Annotated in this window: 17 protein-coding genes and 1 tRNA gene; 8 read left to right on the top strand and 10 right to left on the bottom strand. The window is 64.0% G+C overall.

Features of this window, described 5'->3' with window-relative positions:
• Window positions 1–38: 38 nt before the first annotated feature.
• The 6 genes from adk to HH302_RS19495 all read right to left on the bottom strand — a co-directional run bounded on the left by adk (window position 39) and on the right by HH302_RS19495 (window position 3,770).
• Window positions 39–692 (bottom strand): adenylate kinase, encoded by a 654-nt coding sequence (adk, locus tag HH302_RS19520; protein ID WP_172204233.1) that lies wholly within the window; start codon window positions 690–692, stop codon window positions 39–41.
• A gap of 79 nt (window positions 693–771) precedes the next feature.
• Entirely contained in the window at window positions 772–1,545 is a 774-nt protein-coding gene (gene kdsB / locus HH302_RS19515; protein WP_172204231.1) for a 3-deoxy-manno-octulosonate cytidylyltransferase, read from the bottom strand.
• A 2-nt stretch (window positions 1,546–1,547) separates the two neighbouring features.
• A complete protein-coding gene (locus HH302_RS19510; RefSeq protein WP_172204229.1) occupies window positions 1,548–1,730 on the bottom strand; it encodes a Trm112 family protein in 183 nt (60 codons plus the stop codon).
• On the bottom strand, window positions 1,711–2,721 hold the full coding sequence (gene lpxK / locus HH302_RS19505) for a tetraacyldisaccharide 4'-kinase (RefSeq protein ID WP_172204227.1): 1,011 nt from the start codon (window positions 2,719–2,721) through the stop codon (window positions 1,711–1,713). The genes HH302_RS19510 and lpxK overlap by 20 nt, the downstream gene beginning before the upstream one ends.
• Before the next feature lie 2 nt (window positions 2,722–2,723).
• Window positions 2,724–3,146: a biopolymer transporter ExbD gene (locus HH302_RS19500; RefSeq protein WP_172204225.1), complete on the bottom strand. Its 423-nt coding sequence runs from the start codon at window positions 3,144–3,146 to the stop codon at window positions 2,724–2,726.
• Between the two features lie 18 nt (window positions 3,147–3,164).
• Complete coding sequence (locus tag HH302_RS19495) at window positions 3,165–3,770, bottom strand: MotA/TolQ/ExbB proton channel family protein (RefSeq protein WP_172204223.1); 606 nt, start codon at window positions 3,768–3,770, stop codon at window positions 3,165–3,167.
• Between the two features lie 300 nt (window positions 3,771–4,070).
• Between HH302_RS19495 and xseA the strand changes: the two genes are divergently transcribed.
• From xseA to HH302_RS19465, 6 genes are all read left to right on the top strand, one after another.
• Window positions 4,071–5,468, top strand: a complete 1,398-nt coding sequence (gene xseA, locus HH302_RS19490) for an exodeoxyribonuclease VII large subunit (protein ID WP_172204221.1) — start codon at window positions 4,071–4,073, stop codon at window positions 5,466–5,468.
• 34 nt (window positions 5,469–5,502) lie between these two features.
• Window positions 5,503–6,090, top strand: coding sequence for a superoxide dismutase (locus HH302_RS19485; protein ID WP_172204219.1), 588 nt, complete (start codon window positions 5,503–5,505; stop codon window positions 6,088–6,090).
• A 177-nt stretch (window positions 6,091–6,267) separates the two neighbouring features.
• A complete protein-coding gene (locus tag HH302_RS19480; RefSeq protein ID WP_172204217.1) occupies window positions 6,268–8,550 on the top strand; it encodes an EAL domain-containing protein in 2,283 nt (760 codons plus the stop codon).
• A gap of 34 nt (window positions 8,551–8,584) precedes the next feature.
• Complete coding sequence (locus HH302_RS19475; RefSeq protein WP_172204215.1) at window positions 8,585–12,136, top strand: PAS domain S-box protein; 3,552 nt, start codon at window positions 8,585–8,587, stop codon at window positions 12,134–12,136.
• 23 nt (window positions 12,137–12,159) lie between these two features.
• Window positions 12,160–12,244, top strand: a tRNA-Leu gene (locus HH302_RS19470).
• Window positions 12,245–12,964: 720 nt separating this feature from the next.
• Window positions 12,965–15,385: a substrate-binding domain-containing protein gene (locus HH302_RS19465; RefSeq protein WP_172204213.1), complete on the top strand. Its 2,421-nt coding sequence runs from the start codon at window positions 12,965–12,967 to the stop codon at window positions 15,383–15,385.
• Window positions 15,386–15,441: 56 nt separating this feature from the next.
• On the opposite strand, the gene HH302_RS19460 is transcribed toward HH302_RS19465, so the two are convergent.
• The 4 genes from HH302_RS19460 to HH302_RS19445 all read right to left on the bottom strand — a co-directional run bounded on the left by HH302_RS19460 (window position 15,442) and on the right by HH302_RS19445 (window position 19,782).
• Window positions 15,442–17,730 carry a diguanylate cyclase domain-containing protein gene (locus tag HH302_RS19460; RefSeq protein WP_172204211.1) on the bottom strand — a complete coding sequence of 763 codons (2,289 nt, stop codon included), beginning with the start codon at window positions 17,728–17,730 and terminating at the stop codon, window positions 15,442–15,444.
• A gap of 269 nt (window positions 17,731–17,999) precedes the next feature.
• On the bottom strand, window positions 18,000–18,659 hold the full coding sequence (locus HH302_RS19455) for a hypothetical protein (RefSeq protein WP_172204209.1): 660 nt from the start codon (window positions 18,657–18,659) through the stop codon (window positions 18,000–18,002).
• A gap of 73 nt (window positions 18,660–18,732) precedes the next feature.
• Window positions 18,733–19,311, bottom strand: coding sequence for a hypothetical protein (locus HH302_RS19450; RefSeq protein WP_172204207.1), 579 nt, complete (start codon window positions 19,309–19,311; stop codon window positions 18,733–18,735).
• Window positions 19,312–19,380: 69 nt separating this feature from the next.
• Window positions 19,381–19,782 carry a bacteriohemerythrin gene (locus HH302_RS19445; protein WP_172204205.1) on the bottom strand — a complete coding sequence of 134 codons (402 nt, stop codon included), beginning with the start codon at window positions 19,780–19,782 and terminating at the stop codon, window positions 19,381–19,383.
• A gap of 282 nt (window positions 19,783–20,064) precedes the next feature.
• Here HH302_RS19445 and HH302_RS19440 point away from each other — a divergent pair, with 282 nt between their 5' ends.
• Together HH302_RS19440 and HH302_RS19435 are read left to right on the top strand one after the other, a co-directional pair.
• Window positions 20,065–20,526: an anti-virulence regulator CigR family protein gene (locus HH302_RS19440; protein WP_172204203.1), complete on the top strand. Its 462-nt coding sequence runs from the start codon at window positions 20,065–20,067 to the stop codon at window positions 20,524–20,526.
• A gap of 785 nt (window positions 20,527–21,311) precedes the next feature.
• Complete coding sequence (locus tag HH302_RS19435; protein WP_172204471.1) at window positions 21,312–22,433, top strand: saccharopine dehydrogenase family protein; 1,122 nt, start codon at window positions 21,312–21,314, stop codon at window positions 22,431–22,433.
• The last annotated feature ends 2 nt before the right edge of the window (window positions 22,434–22,435 follow it).

Here is a 22,435-nt window from a genome sequence, read left to right as displayed (position 1 = left end):
AACGGCGCGACCCTTGCCGGGTCGCGCCGGATTGCCAATCAGGCCAATGCTTCAAGTGCGCGCGTGGTGATCGCGTCCACACTGCCCTGGCCAGAGATCATGCGGTACTTCGGCGCCTTGGCATCCCCCGTCGCCGCCCAGTCGCTGTAGTACTTCACCAGCGGCGCGGTCTGCGAGTGGTAGACCTCGAGGCGCTTCTTGACGGTTTCCTCACGGTCGTCGTCGCGCTGCACCAGCGGTTCGCCGGTCACGTCGTCCTTATCTTCCACCTTGGGCGGGTTGAACACCACATGGTAGGTACGGCCCGAGGCCAGGTGAGCACGGCGCCCGCTCATGCGGGTGACGATCTCGGAATCGGGCACATCGATCTGCAGCACGAAGTCGAGCGCCACGCCCGAGCTCTTGAGCGCTTCGGCCTGCGGAATCGTGCGCGGGAAGCCGTCGAACAGGTAGCCCTTGGCGCAGTCCGGCTGGGCCAGACGTTCCTTGACGAGGCCGATGATCAGATCATCCGATACCAGCTGACCGGCATCCATCACCTGCTTGGCGGCAAGGCCCAGCGGCGTGCCTTCCTTGATCGCGGCGCGCAGCATGTCGCCGGTCGAGATCTGCGGGATGCCATATTTTTCGGTGATGAACTTGGCTTGGGTACCCTTGCCCGCACCCGGCGGGCCCAACAGAATCAGACGCATCTCCCCTTCTCCTGATATGTGTGGCGGCAATCGCCAGTATCGGCTGCCGCGCTTACCCTGAACTTACCGCCCCGGCCAACTAACCGGCGGCAGATTCGAAATGGGCCCGCACGCGGGCCAGGTCTTCGGGCGTGTCCACGCCGGCCGGCGGCGCCGACGCAAGCGTGATCACGCGGATCCGGTAGCCGTGCCACAGCGCACGCAACTGCTCGAGCATCTCTATCGATTCGAGCGGCGACGGCGCCAAGGCGGCGTAGCGGCGCAGAAAGGACACCCGATAGGCGTAGAGCCCGACGTGGCGCAGCGCGCCGAGTTCGGCCGGCAAGACACTGCGGTCGCGGGCAAAGGCGTCGCGTGCCCACGGGATCGGCGCCCGCGAAAAGCTCATCGCATTGCCGGCCGCATCGCACACCACTTTGACCACCGCCGGGTTGAAGAACTCGTCGGCATCATGGATCGGGTGCGCGGCGGTCGCGATCGCGGCATCCGGATCGTCAGCCAATGCCTGCGCCACCGCTGCAACGACGGCCGGGTCAATCAGCGGCTCGTCGCCCTGCACGTTGACGACGATCGTCTCGTCCGGCCAGCCGAGCGTCTCGACCACTTCTGCCAGACGATCGGTGCCACTCGGATGCTCGGGCCGCGTCATCAGCACCTTGCCGCCGCAAGCACGCACCGCCGACTCCACATCGGCGTGATCGGTCGCCACCCAGACCGACTCGGCACCAGAGGCCTGCGCCCGTTCCATCACGCGCACCACCATCGGCTTGCCGGCGATGTCGGCCAGCGGCTTGCCCGGCAGACGGGTAGACGCGTAGCGCGCCGGTACCACGGCCTGGAAAGGCGCTGCCATGTTCAGGCGCTCGCCTCGTCGTCGCCCAAGGCGCGGGCCTCGTCTTCAAGCATCACCGGGATGCCGTCGCGCACCGGGTACGCAAGCCGGCAGGGCTTGCAGACCAGTTCGTTGGCCGCCTTGCGGAACTCGAGCGGCCCCTTGCACAGCGGGCAGACCAGGATTTCAAGCAGTTTTGCATCCATTCAAACGCTCCAGTACGCGCTCCAGCGCCCCTTCCCTGATGTCGGCATCCACCGGCAGCACCCAGGTTTCGCGTGGCGCAAAAGCTTGCAATTTTATCGCATCCTTCTCGGTCACCACGAGCGCATCGGCGTCGCGCAGCGCAACGTCATCTGCCGTGAACGGGTGGTGATCGGCGAAGGCCTCTTCAGCCACCGGGTGGAGGCCGAAATCGTGCAGGGTCGAAAAGAAACGCTCGGGCCGGCCGATGCCGGCCAGCGCGCGCAGCTTCAATCCGGAAAATTCGCCCGGCGAACGCCGTTGGCGCGGGTCCGCCAGTCGGTAGAAGGCCGTCGGCCACAGGCGCATCGAATACACCGGTGCCGGTGGGCACTTGGCCCGCACCGCCGGTGGCATATCGCCGTGCGCCAAAACAAGGTGAGCCTGCGCCAAGCGCTTCACCGGCTCGCGCAATGGCCCCGCCGGCAGCATCAGGCGGTTGCCCATCTGGTGCGCATCAACCACGACGATCTCGACGTCGCGCCTCAGACGGTAATGCTGCAGACCGTCGTCCGTCACGATCACATCGACTTCCGGGTGCGCTTCGCGCAAGGCCCGCGCGGCGGCAACCCGGTCGCGCCCGATCCAAACCGGGCAGCGCGAGCGCCGCGCCAGCAGCACCGGCTCATCGCCGCAGACTGCGGGATCGCTGTCGGGCTCAACGCCTTGCACGCCTTCGGCGCTGCCACCATAGCCCCGGCTCACGACAGCTGGCCGAAAACCCGCTGCGCGCAAGTGCTCGACGAGCCAGATCACGACCGGCGTCTTGCCACTGCCGCCCACCGCGATGTTGCCGACAACCACGACCGGCACTCCGACCGCATAGCTGCGCAGCCAGCCGAGGCGGAACATCGCGCACCGACACGCAACGACAGCACGGAACAGGAGCGAGAGCGGAAAGAGAAACGCCGCGGGGACGCCGCGGCGTTTCCAGAAGCCTGGGGCAGAACGCACGGTCAGTTCTGGCTGGCCTGCGTGGCGAAGGTGATCTGCGGCAGATCGGCAGCCTGCGCGGCCTGCATCACGTCGATCACCGCCTGATGCGGTGTCTTGGCATCGGCGTTGATGATCACGACCGGCTCCTTCTCGCTCTGCGGGCGCGCACGACGCAAGGCATCGGCGATCGCAGCAGGCTCACGGCTGCTGACCGGAACACGATTGACGATCACATCCCCTACCGCCGTGACGATCACGTCGATCTCGTTCGGCACGCTCTTGGCGGCCGGGGCAGCGGCGGTCGGCAGGTTGATCTCGAGCCCCGAAAACTTCGAGTAGGTCGTCGTGAGCATCAGGAAGATGATGATCACGAGCATCACGTCGATCAGCGGGATCAGATTGATCTCGACGTCCTCAGTACGACGTCCGCGGCGAAAGTTCATCTGGAGACTCCGGGCCGCTCAGCGGCGCTCGCCGTGCAGCACTTCCACCAGCTTGATCGCCTGCTGTTCCATCTCGACGACAAAATCGTCGACCTGGGCGCGGAAGTGGCGATAGGCGATCAGCGACGGAATCGCGATGATCAGGCCGAAACCGGTGTTGTAGAGCGCCACCGAGATACCGTGCGCCAGTTGCTGCGGGTTGGTACCACCCGGCGACGTGGAGCCGAAGATCTCGATCATTCCTATCACGGTACCGAACAGGCCCATCAGCGGCGTGACGGTGGAAATCGTGCCCAGGGTCGTGAGGAAACGGCCCAGCTCATGCGCCACGGCACCGCCGGCCTCTTCGATCGACTCCTTCATCACGTCGCGCGAGGCCTTGGCGTTCTTGAGCCCGGCAGCAAGCACGCGGCCCAGCGGCGAGTGGTTCGCCACCCGCAACACCAGCTCATCGGTGATGCCGCCCTGACGGAGATCGCCAATGATCTTGTCGACCAGCCCGACAGGGACAATTTTGCTGCGACGCAGCGCGACGACCCGTTCAAGGATCAAAGCAAGGGCGATGACGGACGCCACGATCAGGAAGTAGATCGGCCAACCGGCAGCCTGAATGATCGCCAACACGTGTGCAGCTCCTTTAGATGCGGGGGATATCGCGAAGCATGGGACTTTAGCGCGGCGGCATGGCGACCGGCAAGCCGGACGACAGTGCACACAATCCACAGATTCTGTGGATAAGTCGGTGGATTGCCGTCGTGGCAGCGCGCTAAGTCACCGTCCCACAAGGGATTTTTCTGCTCCGATGCAAAATGAAGCTATGATGAAAGATCATATTTTTCAGTAACTTACAAGCCCTGATTGACGATTCGTCGATCTGCCGCACGAATTGCCCTGCAAGCAGCGCGAGATGTGGATTCCGCTAGAATGGAGCCAATGTTTACGCGCCCTGACGCCCCATTTCGCCCCGCAGACGAAGCCCTGGCCGTGTCGGAATTTGTCCGACACGCGCGGCGCGTGCTTGAGGGCGCATTTCCGCTCGGCTGGATCAGCGGCGAAGTGGCCAACCTCACCCGAGCGGCATCGGGGCACCTCTACTTCACGTTACGGGACAGTGCAGCACAGGTGCGCTGCGTGATGTATCGATCGCGCGCCCAGTTGCTGCCGTTCCGCCTTGAGGAAGGCCTGCAGGTCGACGTACGCGCGCTCACCACGCTCTACGAACCGCGCGGCGAGTTCCAATTGCAGGTGGAAGGCATACGCCAGGCGGGGCGCGGTGGCCTTTTCGAGGCTTTTCTGCGGCTCAAGGAGCGCTTGGCCGCCGAGGGCCTGTTCGACGAAGCGCGCAAGCGCCCCCTGCCGCCAATGCCGCGAGGGATCGGCATCGTCACGTCGACTGCCGGCGCGGCCCTGCACGATGTGCTGGTCGCGCTTGAGCGCCGCGCACCACATCTGCCGGTAGTGATCTATCCCAGCCCAGTTCAGGGTGCCGACGCGGGCGGGCGCCTTGCCGCCGCAGTTGCCGAAGCAGGCGCCCGCGCGTCGGCCGACGGTACCGACGTTTTGCTGGTATGCCGTGGCGGTGGCAGCCTTGAAGACTTGTGGGCCTTCAACGACGAGCAACTGGTGCGCGCAATCGTACGCAGCCCGATTCCGGTGGTTTGCGGCGTCGGCCACGAAACTGACTTCACGCTCGCCGACTTTGCGGCCGACCTTCGCGCGGCAACACCGACGGCGGCCGCGGAACTGGCCAGCGCCGGGCTGATGCTGGCGGCACAACGGCTGAGCCGCCATCGCGATGCGCTGCGACGGCTCGCCCTGCGCCGGGTCGAGAGCGCCTATGAAACCCTCGACCGCGCCCGCCTGAGACTGCGCCATCCTCGCGAACGGTTGGCGCGACAACGGGATCGCGTCGCAGCCCTCGCGCCTCGGCTTGACCGCGCCGCGGCACTGCGGATCGAAAGGCTTCGCGCGCGCTGTGGCTTGCTCGGGCAACGGCTCGGCCATGCGTTGCCGGACCCCGCAGCCAAGCGAATCGTCGTCGAGCGACTTGGGCAGGCACTTTCCGCCAGCTTTGACCGCCGGCTGACAGGTAGCCAACGCCAGCTCGACGCGCTACGCGCCCAATTGGGTCAGCTCAACCCCGATGCCGTGCTGGCGCGCGGCTACGCAATCGTGCGCGACGAGCAAGGCCGGGCCGTGCGTGACACCGCTGGGCTGATGCCGGGCGATCTGATCGATGTGCAAACGCGCGACGCGCAAATTGCAGCACGGATCGAGACCCTTTCCGCGAAAGGGTCGAAACCCGGGCCCCAGCACGACTAGAATTCGACTTCCAACCCACAGGAGCACACAAAAAATGGAACATACGCTGCCCGCTCTGCCCTACGCGAAAGACGCACTGGTCCCGCACATCTCGGTCGAGACCTTTGACTATCACTACGCCAAGCACCATCAGGCCTATGTGACCAACCTGAACAACCTGATCAAGGGCACCGAATTCGAAGCCCTCGACCTGGAAGCCATCGTGAAGAAGGCGCCGGCTGGTGGCGTCTACAACAACGCCGCGCAGGTGTGGAACCACACCTTCTTCTGGAATTCGATGAAGCCGAACGGCGGCGGCGCCCCGAGCGGCAAGCTCGCCGAAGCGATCAATGCCAAGTTCGGCAGCTTCGACGCTTTCAAGGAAGCCTTCACCAAGAGCGCAGTCGGCAACTTCGGTTCCGGCTGGACCTGGCTGGTGAAGAAGGCTGACGGCTCGGTCGACATCGTGAACATGGGCCCGGCCGGCACGCCGCTGACCACGGGCGACACCGCGCTGCTGACGATCGACGTGTGGGAGCACGCCTACTACATCGACTACCGCAACGCACGCCCGAAGTTCGTTGAGGTGTTCCTCAACAACCTCGCAAACTGGGACTTCGCCGCCGCCAACTTCGGCGCCTGACCCCGGTAACAACGCCGGGCCTGCGGGCCCGGCGCGCCCTCAACCCGGGCCCAACAGCGTCGCACGCGCAAGGCAGGTAGTATTGCGCGTCTGGCAACAACCCCCTTCACGGCAGATTCCCCTACAGTCCGGGAACGAAATGCCGTAATCGCGAGAATCGGGGGCGCGACGTCGGCCATGCCTGTGGCCGGAACGACACGGGAGATCAAGGTGAGCGAGGCGCAGAACCAGCCGGACGACGAACTGGAGTTCATAGACGACGAGCCGGAAGCCGGAAGCGCGACGGGCCACGAGAGCTTGCGCAAGTCCTGGCGGGTGCTGATCGTCGACGATGATCCGGATGTCCACAGCACGACCGTCCTTGCCCTGCGCAACACGCAGATCCTGCATCGACCGCTGCACTTCCTGCACACCTACTCGGCAAGCCAGACCCGCGAGCTGTTGCAGCACGAGCACGACATTGCGGTGATCTTGCTCGACGTGGTGATGGAGAACGAAGACGCCGGCCTGCGTCTCGTGAAAACCATCCGTGAAGACCACGGCATGAACGAAACACGGATCATCCTGCGCACCGGGCAGCCCGGTTATGCGCCGGAGATCGACGCGATCCGCGACTACGACATCAACGACTACAAGACCAAGTCCGAACTCACCCGCAACAAGCTCTACACCACGCTGACGGCCGCGATCCGCTCCTACGAGCAGATCCGCACCATCAACGCAAGCCGGCGTGGCCTCGACATGATCGTGCAGGCTAGCGCCGAACTGATGGCGCTGCACGGCGTGCGCAACTTTGCCGCCGGTGTGATCACGCAGATCGCCGCTTTGCTGGGCCTGGCGCCCGAAGGCTTGGTGTGTGCGCAGGAAAGCAGCACCAGTGTCGACGCCGGCAGCGACGAAGTCACGGTGATCGCCGCGGCAGGCCGCTATGCGGACCTGATCAACCGGCCGCTCGATGCGATCAACGACCCGGAAATCCGTGCCGCGCTGACGCGCTGTCTACATGATCAGCGCAACCTCTACGATGGTCCGGGCACGACGCTGTTCTTCCAGGGCAATGCGCACCGCGATGTGGCGGCCTACCTGGATACGCGCGAAACGCTGGACGACATCGACCGTCGGCTGCTTGAAGTCTTCTGCACCAACATCGCTGTGGGCTTCGACAATGCGGCGCTGTTCTCGCGGCTGCACAGCTTTGCGTACTACGACCAGCTCTCGCGGCTGCCGAACCGGATCCACTTCATCACGCAGATCGACCGGCGCCTCGCCACGCACGACCATGCAGACCAGATCCTGGCGCTGGTGGACCTCGATCACTTCGCCGAAACCAACGACGCGCTCGGTCACCGCTTCGGCGACCAGTTGCTGCAGGAGGTTGCTGCGCGACTCAAGCAGGCGGTCGGCGATCAGGTGGTGGTGGCACGTGTTTCGGGCGACACGTTCGGCCTGCTCGGGCCAACCTCGCAGCTCTCGCCCAGCTACATCATGGGGCTGTTCAACGACCCCTTCGTGATCGACGGGCAAGAGCTCATGGTATCGATCACCTGTGGCGTACTGAGCCTCTCCGACGCGGGCTCAAGCGGTGGTGAGGCGCTGAAAGACGCCAACATCGCGCTCAAGCGCGCGAAGCAGCGCAACCGCGGCGAGATCAACTACTTCACCCGCGAGATGAGCGTCGAAATCCAGGAACGGGTGATGCTGTTGCAGGCGCTTCGGCAGGCCTTCGACAACGAACGCCTGTTCATGGTCTATCAGCCGCAGGTCAGCCTGGTCACACGCAAGGCGATCGGCCTTGAGGCGCTCATTCGGTGGCGCGACGACGACGGCAAGTTCATCGCGCCAGATCGTTTCATCCCGCTTGCCGAGCACTCGGGTCTGATCGTCAACATCGGCGAATGGGTCATGCGGGTCGCCTGCCATCAGCAGGCGCGGCTCGCGCGTGCCGGCTATGGCTATCTGCGCATGGCGATCAACGTCTCCGTCGCGCAGTTCCGTCATCCGCGCTTCCCGTACATGCTCAAGCGCGCGATTGAAGACAGCGGTTGCGACCCGGCCTGCATCGAGCTGGAAATCACCGAATCGATGGCGATGGTTGAGGCTGACTTCCTGCTTCAGACGCTCGACAAGCTCAAGGAGTCTGGCATCACGGTTGCGGTCGACGATTTCGGCACCGGCTTCTCGTCGCTCTCGTACCTGCAGCGCCTGAAAGTGGATCGCCTGAAGATCGATCGCGCCTTCGTGAACGAGATCACCGATTCGGAACGCGGCGCGAAGATCCCGGAAATGGTGATCCAGCTCAGCCACAAGCTCGGCTTGAAGGTGATTGCCGAGGGCGTGGAGGATCTGGCGCAGGCTGACGTCCTGCAAAACCTCGGTTGCCATGAAGCCCAGGGCTACTACTTTGGCCGACCGATGGAACCCAGCGCACTGATGGACTGGCTGGCGGCTCAGAAAGACTGAAACGTCCCCCGGCCGCACCACCCCAAAGCCAAGCATGGCACGCCGCCTTAATGTCCGACGCGCGATCATTGCAGCGGTGTTGTTTGGCCTGCTGGTGCCGGGCACGCTGGTCGGGCTGATCGGCGGCCGACAGCTCTACGCCGACACACTGCGCGCGCGAACCGACGAGGCCCTCAATCAGTACGGCGACGTGCTCGCGCTTGGGCTGCAAGAACCCCTCTGGGCCTTCAACCCGCCCGCCGCGCACAAACTGATCGAAGCCGTGATGCGCAGCCCGGACGTGCAACGGGTGGTGGTTCAGGACACCAGCCTTGGCGTCTTCGTGGAGGAGCATCGGCCGGAGCGGGCGACCGGTTCCACTTACCAGACGACGCGCACGATCCTGCATGACGAGCGCCCGCTGGGCACCGTGCGCATCGAGATCTCCGACGTGCAGGTGATGCGCTCGCTGCGCTCCCAGTTGATCGCACTGGTGAGCGTGCTGGTTGCACAGACCTTGTTGGCCTTCGCGCTGATCGCACTGGTGCTGGAACGCCGACTCGTGAAGCCGCTCAAACGCGTTGGCGCCGAGGCCGATCGACTCGCCTCGGGCGAGCTGGACACGCCGATCGTGCCGCAGTCGGACGATGAGATTGGTGCGCTCGAAGGGCGACTCGAATCCACCCGCCGCTCCCTCGGCGAACTGCTCGGCACGCTGGGCGAGAAGAACCTGCAGCTTGAAGTGGATCTGCTTGAGCGCCGCAGGGCTGAAGACGCCGCCCAGCGCAGCGAAGCGCACATGCGGCTGCTGGTTGCGCAAAGCCCGATCGCGATCATCGAGATCCAGCTCGATGGCACCGTGCTGGCATGGAACACCGCAGCCGAACAGATCTTCGGTTGGCGTGCGCAGCAAGCCATCGGCCGCGAGATCACCTTTCTGCTTCCCGACAACAGTGCGCTTGGTGCCGCAGAGCTCATCCGCGCCGGCGACGACGCGACAGGCGCGGACGGCTCGGGCTGGCGTCAGGAGCTCGACGCCCTGCGGCAGGACGGCACACGCATCACCTGCCAATGGCACAACAACGTGGTGCGCGACGCGCAAGGGCTGCCCCAACGGATCGTCGCGATGGCGGAGGACATCACTGAGCGCAAGGCGGCCGAGCTGCGCATTCGAGAATCGCGCCGCATGCTGCAGAACGTGCTCGACACCATTCCGGTACGTGTGTTCTGGAAAGACACCGAAAGCCGCTACCTGGGTGCCAACACGCTTTTCGCCCGCGATATCGGCCTGTCGATGTCCGAACTGGTCGGCCGCACCGACAGCCAGATCGGCGTACGCAATGCGGCCAGCCACGAATCGGATGACCGCGCCGTGATGAGCGGTGGTGAGCTTCGCATCAACACCGAAGAAGCCGTTACCGTCGCAGACGGTAGCGTGCGCTGGCACCGCAGCAGCAAGGTCGCCCTGCGCGATGCCAACGACAAGGTCGTCGGCGTATTGGGCGTCTATGACGACATCAGCGACCGCAAGTCCGCCGAACTCGCGCTGGCGCAGTCCGAAGCACGCCTACGGGCGCTCATCGACTATGCGCCCCTTGGCGTATTCGAATACGAACTCGATGCAGGGGCACGGCTGGTGCTCATCACCACCAACCGCGCCGCCGATCGCATTCTCGGCATCGACTGCGCTCGTCTGCGCGGCCAGGCGCTGGAAGAAGCCTTCCCTGGCCAGGCGGAGACGCCGATGCCAGCCGCCTTGCGTCACGTGGCCCGCAGTGGCGAGCGCTATGCGAACGATGACTTCCGCTTTGCCGTGAGCGGGCAGCTGATGACATTCGACGTCCACGCGTTCCAGACGGGGCCGAACCGCGTGGCCGTCCTGTTCCGCGAAGTATCAGACCTGCGGCGCGCCGCATCGGCCCTGCGCGGACTCGCCAGCGCCCGTGACAGCGATGGCGACCCAGGCTTCTACAGTACCGTGCTTACGCTCTTCGCAGATGCGGTCGGCGCCACTCGTGCCTCGATCGGGCTGCTCAGCAACGAAGATTGGCACCCCCTCGCACGAATCGGCGAAGGAGAATTGGGGCAGTCCGATACCCAATTGGCAGAGCTCGTACGGCGAGGCGAGCATGTGCTGTTGCCGGATCATTTGCGTGAGGATCTAACACCCTCAATCGCAGCGCTTGCGCCATCGCGCGGCGGCTATCTGTGCGTACCGCTGACCAGCGCTGACGGTCAATCATTCGGCCTGCTGAGTGCAAGCTTTGACAAGCCGATCAGCAACCCCGAGCTCGCGCGATCGCTGGGCGACGTGTTCGCGCTACGGGCGAGCACCGAGTGGGCCCGCCAGCGCACCCTCAATGCGTTGCGTGAAAGCCAGGAGAAATTCTCGCTGGCCTTCAACGAGGCCCCGGTCGCCATGACGCTCGCCAACATGAGCAACGGCGAGTTGCTCGACGTTAACCGCGCTTTCTCCGACCTATTCGGCTACAGCCATGCAGAAGCGGTTGGGCACACCAGCACGGAACTTGGACTCTTCGTCGAGCCGTCGGTTCGGGTGCAATGGGTCAACGAAGTGGCCAAGCATGGCTATGCGTCCGGCACCGACCTGGAACTCAAGGACAAGGCCGGCCGCCATCTGCAGACACGGGTATGGGCGCGGGTGCTGCCCGATGGCAACACCGACACGATTCTCGTGAACATCATCGACATGACCGAGCAACTTCGCATTCAACGCGAGGTTGAAGAACTCAATCGCACACTCGAGGCCCGCGTCGAGCAACGCACGCGCGACCTCAAGCAGACACTGGAGCGCCTGCAGCTGACGCAGAACGAGCTGGTACAGGCCGAAAAGCTGGCCGCACTGGCCGGGCTGGTCGCAGGTGTCGCCCATGAGCTGAACACGCCGATCGGCAATAGCATGATGGTGGCCAGCACGCTACGTGATTCCACGCTCGGCGTGCATGCCAGCATGCAAACCGGGCTGCGTCGATCACAACTGAACGAATACCTCAACGAAGCCGACTCCGCGACCGACATCCTGATGCGCAACCTGCATCGCGCGGCGGAACTGATCTCCAGCTTCAAGCAGGTCGCTGTGGACCAGACCAGCCAGCAACGTCGCACCTTCAAACTCGAAGAGCTCGTCAGCGAGATCGTCCTGACGCTGCAACCCACCTTCCGCACCACCCCGTTCCAGGTCGAAACCGAGGTACAACCCGGCGTGCGGCTCGATAGCTACCCAGGACCGCTTGGTCAAGTGCTGACCAACCTGATCGCCAACGCCATCATCCATGGCCTGGAGGGGCGGGATAGCGGACGGATCCGGATCGTTGGCGGCGAAGACGGTGAAAACGCGATCAGCCTGACGATTCAGGACAACGGCTGCGGCATTCCGCCCGAGCACATGCGCAAGATCTTCGACCCCTTCTTCACCACCAAACGCGGCCGCCAAGGGAGCGGGCTGGGTCTCCACATCGTGCACAACATCGTCACCGGCATCCTCGGCGGCCAGATCTCGGTTGAGAGCGAAGTCGGTGTCGGCACAAGCTTCCGCGTCACCGTACCGCGGATTGCACCGTATATCGACGAGGCAGCACGCGAATGATCCGCTACAATGCGCGCCCGCCTGCCCGAATGGCGAAATCGGTAGACGCTGCGGACTTAAAATCCGCTTCCGTAAGGAGTACGGGTTCGAGTCCCGTTTCGGGCACCACCTGATCTGGTGGCGATTCGCGGCCGGCACGATTCGCGTGCCGAGCCCCGCGCCGACGAACCGAACTATTCAGCCTCACCCGCCCTCCCCTTCGAGCGAGCTACTGCGCGCTGCAGACCACCCGCATCCCGAAGCTCAGATCGCTCAGCCCCACCGCTTTGGCTAGCTCCCCCGGCACGCCTACGGCCTCGGGAATTCGTCAGCGCGCCCGACAAATCCCGCAATTGAAGTCATGGAGCGCAAATCACGACGGGCCTAGTATCCGAGCCAAGGATCATCACCGTTGCAAGCGAACGCGGGCAAAGGCTGGGTCGACCATTGGCTCACAGGTATCGCACTCGACGGCACAAGCGCGGCCCAGTTCGGATCCAGCGACGGATTGGATCGATGCGTTCCGTCTCAAACGCCGAGTGGCATCGTTAGCTCGCAAGTCAGGCGCCTCGGGAGACGCGTGTGCGGCCAGGTGGCACCCGTAGCGGGCCCGTCCGTCGCGAGGTTTTCAGCGCCATCGTGCGGCGCTCCGAAACGTCGCGGTATCCGCCCCGATTTGGGCGGCCTGCCGGAGGTTGGCAGGCTTCAAGTGGCGAGCCCCGTCGGAGTCTGGCGGACAGGCTCGATAGGCAATCCGGTGAATTTGCCGGAAGCGCGGGCGTGCGAGCCCCCGCCCGGACACGCGCGGCTTAACGCCCTAAACAAACAGGTTTCACTCTCGAGCAGCACATGGCCGGACGCAAACGTATCGGATTTCTCGTAAACCACCTTGGCTGGGAGGGGCACTACACGAACCGGCTTTGGCGCTCGGCCGTAGAGATATGTCGTCGCAGGGGGTTCGATCTGCTGGTGTTCACCGGCCCTCAGGACGTTGGCGACTATCTCTCGTTTCGCGTTCAGTCGGCGGTGTTTCGGCTGATCGATGAGCGACGGCTCGATGGCCTGGTTCTCAACGCCGGACTGTGCCAGTTCAACGGAAGCGAAGCGTCGTCCCCTTACCTGCAGGACTTCGGCGGGATTCCCACCGTATCGATTGCGGCCACCCTTGCGGGCGTGCCCTCGGTTCTGGTCGACAACGTGAGCGGAATGCGCGAACTCGTCGAACATCTGATCGTCGACCACGGCTACCGCCGCCAGGCGTTCGTGTGCGGGCCCGCCAGCGCTGAAGACGGCCTGATCCGCTACAACACGTGGCAGCAGACGCTGCGCGCCCATGGCATCGAACCTGACCCCGATCTGGTGCTGCAAGGCGATTTCATCGTAGTGGACGGCGCCGAACGTTTGGCCGAAGCGTGGCGCGCCGGGCACCGGTTCGACGTGGTGGTGGTGGCGAGTGACTTGATGGCCCGCCACATGATCGCCGTACTCCGCGAAGCCGGCATCCGCGTACCCGAAGACGTGGCCGTGGTCGGATTCGACGATGATCCACACAACCGCTATTCGGACCCACCTCTGACTTCGGTCGCGCAGCCGATTGATGCCCAGGTCGAAACCGCGATCGATCAGTTGGTCAGCATGTGGGCCGGTATGACACCTGCCCCTGTGACCACCCTGCCCTGTACGCTTCAGAAGCGCGCCTCGTGCGGATGCGATAGAGCCCGGTGGACGGTCGCCGCCGAGCTGCGACAACAGGTGATCGAGGCAGCGGGCAGAGGCACACCGTTTGTTGCGGCTGTGCGCGGCATGCTGGGTGCTGAGGAGAACGCAGCGGACCGCGCCTTCGATATCTGGTCCGTCATCGACAGCATGGCGGCGGAGAAGCATCACGCGCTCGCACATCTGACGCACGGCGATTTGCAGGTAGTGCGACGCGAGCTGTTCAGCCGCGTCGCGCGCGAGGCGCACCTGCAGCATGTGCGAGCGCCAACCGATCCGCGATCGGGCTGGGATGCCGCGCTGGACGCCTTGCGGGTGGCCAGCCTTTCGTCGTTGCCGGATTTCATGGCGCAAGGGCTGCCTCGACTTGGGATCGAAAAGTACTGTCTATCGGTGATGCCGACGCTTGCAAGCTCTCCGCTCGAGAATGGCGCCGAACGACTCACGCCACTCGACGTGCCGGCAGAACTCGAAACCGGGCCAACCGGACAGACTCGATTCGCCGCAGTCGCGACCTACCCAGCCTTGAACGGACATCCGGACGCTGGGGTTTTCAATGCGTCCCTGATCGCGCCTGATGCTTGGTTCGACCGCCTCGACGAGTCGGCGCTCCTGGTGCTCCCGGTTGCCTCGCGTTCGACCTGGCATGGGCTCTTGGTCGTTGAGCTGCATCCCGGCAGCGAAGCGATGCTGGTTCAGCTTCAAGCAGCACTGGCCCTGGTGTGCGATCGCGAGTACGACATCGCGCGAGCGATCCGAAAGAACCTGGCCGACTGGAACCGAAGCTTCGTCCTCGCCGAGAAGACACGAACCATTGGCACCCTCGTGCGCGGAGTCGCGCATGAGATCAATACCCCATTGGGCGTCAGCGTTACGGTTGCCTCGGTCGTCCGCTCCGAGCTCGACGCACTAGAGGCGAAGTACCACAGCAATCGATTGTCGCGAACCCATGTTCTGGACTTCTTCGCGGCTTGCCGCGAGGGTCTGGGTCAGCTCGAACGCAACCTGTGCCGTGTCGCAAAACTGGTTGAGACGTTCAAGAAGGTTTCGATCACGCAGTTCGCGGACCAACTGGTTGATTGCGATCTGGTCGACGAACTTGCGGCGGTGCTGCAGGGCTTCCGTGCGGAACTGGGCGCCCGCTTCATCAAGTCGGCCATCGACGCAGTTCGCCCGATGTGGATACGCGCGCAGTTGCCCGTCATCCATGAAATCGTGACGGACCTGATCCAGAACGCGCTCGATCACGCCTTCCCGCCGGGCATGCAGACGGAACCACGGCTCGTCATCTCGGCGCAATTGATCGACAACAACGCGACCGCTCAGATCCGCGTTGCGGACAACGGCACTGGCATCGCGGACGAGCTCCGCGGCAAGGTTTTCGACCCGTTCTTTACCACGCAACGCATGTCAGGCAACGTTGGTTTGGGTTTGGCGATCGTGAACAATCTGGTCGCGGATGGATTGGGCGGCCTTGTCGAGTGCCAGCCTAACCCGGGTGGCGGCACCGTGTTCGAGATCCGTTTTCCCGCCAATCGCTGCGCGAATTGCTAGCCTAGGCAGGGGCGATCCGATCGGCGCGCCCCTGACCGAAGCCAGAGCGCCGCCGGCTATCTGACCCGCTGTTCGCCCCCTGCAGCGTCGCGCGCAGCTTTGCGGCGGGACTTCTCCTCATAGAGGAAGGAGTCGGCTTGGCTGATAACCGTTTCCAGCGATGTGGCCGAATGGGCGGGCAGCTCGCAATAGCCAATGCTGCAGCCGAGCGGGTAGCCCTTGCCGCTGCGGGCATTGAAGTTGTCGAACATGCGGTAGATCCGGGCGCGGATTCTTTCCGCCGCGGCGGGCGAACACTCCACACCAAGAATCACGAACTCGTCGCCGCCCATGCGACTGACCACGTCGCCACTGCGGAACGCGTGGGCCAGGATTTGCGCCGCCATACGGATTGCGAAGTCGCCCTCTTTGTGACCGAAACTATCGTTGATGTACTTCAAACGGTCGAGGTCGGCGAAGATGACAACAAGCGGCCGGCCCGCATTCGCGACCATGGCCGCCTCGGCTCGGGTGAAGAAACCGCGGCGGTTGTACAGCCCGGTCAGCTCATCTCGCTCCGCCAGGTCGGCGAGTCGCCTGTTCTTCTGCGCAACGTCGGCCAGATCGTTTCGCAGCATGTCACGCGCGCGAGCCAACTCGGCGGCGACCAGGGCACCACAAAGTGTCGAGGTGATCTCTTCAATCACCACTTCCAGCCGTGAGGTGGGCGGCTCGCTGGTGACATCCAGCGCAAGGTAACCGAAGTGATGGTTGAGCTGGGCGACGGGAAACAGACACATCACTTCAAAGCCACTGGCGCGAAAGAGCGCATCCGGCACCAAGTGCGTTGCCGGGAACGACGCGGCACCGTCGAGTTTCTGGCGAACGCCATCAACCACCGAAAAGATCAGGTGCGCACGGACCAGCGTCTCGCTGTGGCGGATGCCATCGAAAGAGACGGGCGCGTCGTAGAGGCCGATATAGCAGCTGCGTTGGCCGAGTCGGGCGATCGCGTTTTCGATCAGGTCCAGGGTCTGATCGATTTCAAAGCTGGACACGCGCGCACGAAGCTGGCCGGTGAACTGCGTGTCATTGAACTTCGAGGCGAACGCGATCCTGAGCTGGTCGAGCGCATAGGCGTTCGAGATCAGGATCTGCCCGTTCTGCAAACGCTCGCCGTAGCGTTGCAGCTCCTGCCGCGTCATCGCACTGTCGGCGAACAAGCGCCGGTACATCACGAACAGCAGCGCCTGCAGGGTGCTGAGGTCACCTTGTTGCGCGAGGCAAGCCTCGGCAACATCGCTCACGCACGCCTCAAACGGCTTTGTATCCTCGTCGAAGAGAGACCGATGCAGGCGCGCGATGTGCTGACGATATTCGTCCCGGTACTCGTTCTGCACGACGGCGGCGTTGAGCATCTGCTCGACCACCGAATCATCGGCATTCGTCGATGCCGACACGCCAAGCATCGCAGGCGGCGGCATACGATCGCTGCGGCAGCCACAGGTCTGGCGCAGCACCAGGCGAGTCGGAACGATATAGCTGTCGCTGACCGCCTCGCCGCGCAACTTTGCGAGGAGCACGTCGAGGGCCAGCTCCGCCTGCTCGCGCAGCGGTTGCCGCACGGTACTCAACGGCGGCCCGGTGCGGTGAAGTGACAGCACATCGTCAAACCCAACGACAGCGAAGTCCTCCGGAATATGCAGACCGCGTTCCGCTGCCACCGACATCGCGGCCAGAGCCATTTCGTCATTCGCCGCAACCAGCGCGTCGAATGGGCTTCGGCGCTCAAGCAGAGCCTCCATTGCGAGGCGGCCGTGGTAGTGGTCAAACTCGCCGCAGACGATCAGTCTCTCGTCGATCGGCAAGCCGGCCGCCTCCATACAGGCGAGGAACACTTCGTAGCGGGCGATCGCGTCTGGGTTGCTCTCACGCCCCTTCATGAACGCGATCCGCTTGCAACCATGATCCTGGATCAGGTGTTCGATGAGCGCGCGAAAACCTGTCGTGTTGTCAGGCGCGATGGTCGGCGCCCAAGGCAAGGTCAAGCCCAGGCTGACCATCGGCACATGCGCCAGGCGCGCCAGCGCCGCCACTGTCGCATCGTGGTCGCCCGCCGACATGAAGGACGATGTCACCGATATCAGGCCATCGATGTGCGGCGTATCGGCGAAGTTCAGCAGCTGGTTGTACTGACGCTCAAAGGCGGACTCCGCGTCGATGATGCGCACCGGGAAGAAGAGAAGCTTCAGACCCAGCTGTTGCGCCTTGGCACGAAATCCGTCGATCAGCGGACGGTTGAAGAACCCATCGATCTCGTTGATCAGGATGCCGATGCGCGGGCTGTCTTCCGCGTGATTGTCCATGTCCAACTGTGGGTATCTCCCAGCTCAGCCGCGCCCGCAGGCGCATGGCTTAGGAGCGTCGAACGCACGATATGGCCGACTGATCACAAGCCAGCGTTGAATTTCACCTTCTTGCTAACGGCAATTGCCGGCGCAACTTGATTGATGCACGCGGCGGGCGCGGGCCGGACTTGCACGTCAAGCCGGCGCGTGCGGTCTGCGCGCGACAACCACCCAAGACAATGCAGCATGCTCGGCACGGTGCCTGACCTTGCGCCCGGGCGCCGCCCTCAAGCGAGGCTTGGCGAAATCCGCCGAACCTCCGCTGCACGGCGGCTATGGGCCAGCCATTGCTGCAGCGTGGGCTGCATCGGCGCTGCGCAGTAAGCCAGCGTTCCGGTAGCGTCCTTGGGCAGCCAGTCCGGCTGATCGAACTGCGATTGCTGCTCGACGATCCAGAGCAAACCGTTGGTGTGCCAGCCGTCTTCAGGTTGCAAGGCCAACGCAACAACCCCAGTCGCCTGCTGGAGCTCAGCGAGCATCCAGGTCCTGGCTTCGCTGGAAGAACTGTCGCCCCAGCGAGCATCGGGGCTCACTGCTTTCAGCAGCAGATAGCAGATGCCGCCGGCAGTCACCGCCGTATCAATCGCGGCCTTGGGTGCCGCGGCCTCCGGCTGCGGCACCCAAGCGCCCGGCTGCAGCTGATTCACATGGCTTTCGAGCGCTGCACGGTTGGTGATTGCGTAGTCGGACTTGCGCCCCACCATGACGAGCCGAAGCCCGCCATGACTGCGGGAGAACTGGACAAGGGCGCTGCGCTCGGAGGCAGAGAATTCGGCGGTCGGAACGCGCCCGCCGGAAGACAGGAGCCGGACGAGGGCACGCACCAAGGGGTCGTCAATGGTCATGGCACAAGAGAGAAAATCAGCGTCGCTGTGGTAGTGGAACATGAGCGGCGCAAAGCCGCGCCCGTCACCGCACCGGCGACATATCGCAGATCGGTTCCGAGCGGCGGATATTGCCTCAAATCCGCGGCAAGTCGCTCTGGCCGTGCGGCGCTGGGCCGGATAGCCTCGGCACCAGATGCGCTGCGTCGAACCCCAGGTGATGCAAGAACTCCCTCGGGATCAGAAGCGTACTCGGTGATACACGCTCGCTTGACGCTTCGCCGCCCCCTGCGACGCCAAGCGACGCACGCGCCACCATCATCTGAAAGAGGTTCTCGACCGCGTCGCGCGTCACGAAGGCCTCAGACTGACCTGCGCTCAACTGTGTGACGAGCGGCCCCACCGATTCGCCGCTCACAAGCAGCGCCGCCGGTCTGGTCCAAGCTTTTGCCAAAGGCACCAGCGCATCTTCAACGACAGCGATGGCGTTTTCGAGGTCGATTGGTGCGGGTGGATCGTGACGGAACGGTTGGCCACCGATGGCGCCGGCACCCAGTGGTAGCGACCAATGGTCGCGTGCGGCGTCAGCTGTGCCCGCAACAACCCGGCTTTCGCACTCGCCAATCTGTAGCAGCACCAGCGCCGAGTCCGAAGCAGGCGCTAACCCCGCCCGCGAGTCGCTGTAGAGGCTCGCTAGAGCCGCATCGATCGTCATATCTGGCCCCACTTTGTTGTTCCCGCCCGGCCTCGGCCACACCCCACTAGTGCGCAGCAACAATCTCGCTCACGCAGCCGACAGATGATCGCAGATCTGGTGGTCGGACTTCAGGATGTGGGCGGTCAACCAATCTGACAGAAACGTGAGCACCGTTTCAGGGGTGGCAAGGTTGCCCATGATTGCGACGCTCAAATCCGCCACTGCTTCGATAAAGCCGGCGTGCTCCTCCACATGCCGCTCCAGATTCGGAAAACAGATCGAGCGCATGAACGCCTCTTCCGTCGCGAAATGCGTCCGTGAGTACTCGAACATCTCCGCAAGAATGTCGTGAAAACGCTCAGAATGCACGGCTTCCGGCGCGCGACAACACTCGGCAAGTTCGTTGCGCAACGCGAAAAGTGTGCGGTGCTGCTCGTCGATGACATCGACGCCAACGCTATACGCGTCACTCCATTCCATGTGCTTCATAGTTCTCCGACGGCGCAAACCCCGACCACGCGCGGCCGGCAAGCATGCGCACCGCAGCATCAGCGATTGGCGCTTGACCCGGCATGACACAGAACAAGCCCCAGCGGAACAGGCGGTCTTTCGTCAATCTTGTCGGTGACCGTGCGACAGACGCAGCCCGTCTTGTCGTGGGAAATTGGGCCAGCCTAGAATCGGCCGTGCGCTGGCGCCGGCGCCGGAGTGCGTGCTGCGCCCGCCTTGATCGCGTCCCCGACGACGCGCTACCAACGAAGGAGTACCCAGATGCCGCGTCGCCCACACACCCTGCCGAGCCAGCTCTTGGCTGCCTTGTTGAGTCTCACGCTGGGCATCGGGCCCGCGCTCGCCGGCCCTCCCCCCGGGAAGGGCAACAAGCACGGCAACCAGGGCCAAGGTAATCAAACCGAGTATCAGGAATCGTCGGATGTCGGCGTATCGGTAACGCTCAGCTCGGCCGGCATCAGTGTCAGCGCGGCACGTGGCATTGCCGTGGATGTGGGCTATCAGCAGGGTAGCTACAAGCCGCTGCCCCCGGGCATCCGCAAGAACCTCGCGCGCGGCAAGCCTTTGCCCCCCGGTATCGCAAAGAAGGCGGCGCCCGCGCCGATGATCGCCCGCCTGCCGAAACACCCCGGCTACGAATGGCAGGTTTGCGGCACAGACCTCGTGCTGGTTGCGATTGGTACGGCGATCGTGGCGGATGTGCTGATGGACGTGTTCCGCTAAGGCCTGGCCGCAATATTCGCGCCGAAGCGCCGGTCATCCGCCATGCGGAGCGGCGCGAACGTCCCCACTTCGTCGCCCGGCCGCTGGCTGGTTCGCCGGCGCTGCGGGCTGCAGAACATGGCCACAGCAGGCCGCCAAGCGCCCTCACGGCATCGAAGCGGCGCGGTGTCATACGCGTCGCCCGGACGGCCAGCACAGGCGCGCTCACCGGGCTGCGCTGTGGGAAACGCCCTTGGAACGCCCCCTCGTCATAAGTCACGGTCGTCGCTCGTGGGCGTCCCGTTTTCGACAACACCCGCCGCACACCGGCAAGCCGCATCCGCCCCCGCAGTCTTTAATGCCGTCACCGGAAGACACCGCATCACGGCTTCCGGTGAGCGGACGCGCGTTCGGGCAATCCCTGTGCGCACGCCCAACATGTGGGGGGACACGATCCCCCCGCTTCGTCTCTCCTCGGGGCGAAGCCACTTCGCTTCTGGGGGGAATGCGAGTGGATTGCGGCTGTGTGACATCGCGCATGTTGGTTGTACGTACGAGTACCGGCTTGCCCGGCTGCGCGTCCGCCCTTCTTTTTTCATCCGGCAGGCTCTCTGCCCGCCAAGCTCAAACGCCTTTCCATCCCGATCGCCTTGCGGCCGGCACACGCCTGCCACCACGGCAAACAGCGGGCTCTGCTTTACCCATCGGTAACAAGAATTCGGCCCACGGCACAACCGTGCGCGCTGAGCACTGACGACTGCCATCAAGGCAGCGCACCTCCAACCCACAACGGAGAGAGACACTTGATGTATCCGATTCTGATCCTCGGCGCCGGCAAGATCGGCGCATCCATCGCAAAACTGCTGCACATGAGCGGCGACTATCAGGTCACGGTCGCCGACCGCGATCCCGTCACGCTGGAGCGCCTCGCCAAGCAACTTCATGTAGCGACGCAATTGATCGACCTGTCTGCACCCGAGCAGTTGCGCCAGGCACTGGTTGGCCAGCGCGCGGTGTTCTCGGCATGCTCGTTCGACGTCAACCCGGCGATCGCGCAAGCGGCGCTGGACGCGGGCGTCTCGTACTTTGATCTGACCGAGGATGTCGAAACGACGCGTCGGGTGCGACAGTATTCAGCCGATGCGCGCGACGGCCAGATCTTCATGCCGCAATGCGGGCTGGCGCCAGGCTTCATCGGCATCATTGCGCACGCCATGAGCCGCCGCTTTGACCGGCTCGACAGCATCAAGATGCGCGTCGGCGCGCTGCCGCAGTACCCGCACAACCACATGAAATACAACCTGACCTGGTCCACCGACGGGGTCATCAACGAGTACTGCAACCCCTGCGAGGTGATCCACAAGGGGCGCCGCATGGAAGTGCTGGCGCTCGAAGGGCTCGAGCGCTTCTCGCTCGACGGCCTCGAATACGAAGCCTTCAATACCTCGGGCGGGCTCGGCACGCTGTGCGAAACCCTGGAAGGCCGCATCAACGACCTCAACTACAAGACCGTGCGCTACCCCGGCCACCAGTACCTGATGGACTTCCTGATCAACGGGCTGAAGATGGGCCACAGCCTTGAGCGCCGCCACGAGCTGCGCGAGATCATGGAATCCGCCCTGCCGATCACCAAGCAGGATGTGGTGCTGGTGTACTGCGCCGTGTCCGGCTGGAAGGATGGCCACTACTGGCAGGAAACCGACGCCCGGAAGATCTACCATCAAAATCTGTTCGGCGAAGCGTGGAGCTCGATCCAGCTCACCACCGCGGCCGGCGCCTGCGCCGCGGTCGATCTGCACCGTGAGGGCCGCTTGCCAAACAAGGGCTTCGTGCGGCAGGAGCAGGTTGACCTCGAACACTTCCTGGCCAACCGTTTCGGCCGCTACTACTCCACCGAATCGCATCACGCCGAACGCGTGACGCTTTGAGG

The organism is Niveibacterium sp. COAC-50, from assembly GCF_013184235.1.
Taxonomy (GTDB): domain Bacteria; phylum Pseudomonadota; class Gammaproteobacteria; order Burkholderiales; family Rhodocyclaceae; genus Niveibacterium; species Niveibacterium microcysteis.
This window is presented reverse-complemented; position numbering and strand designations above follow the sequence as displayed.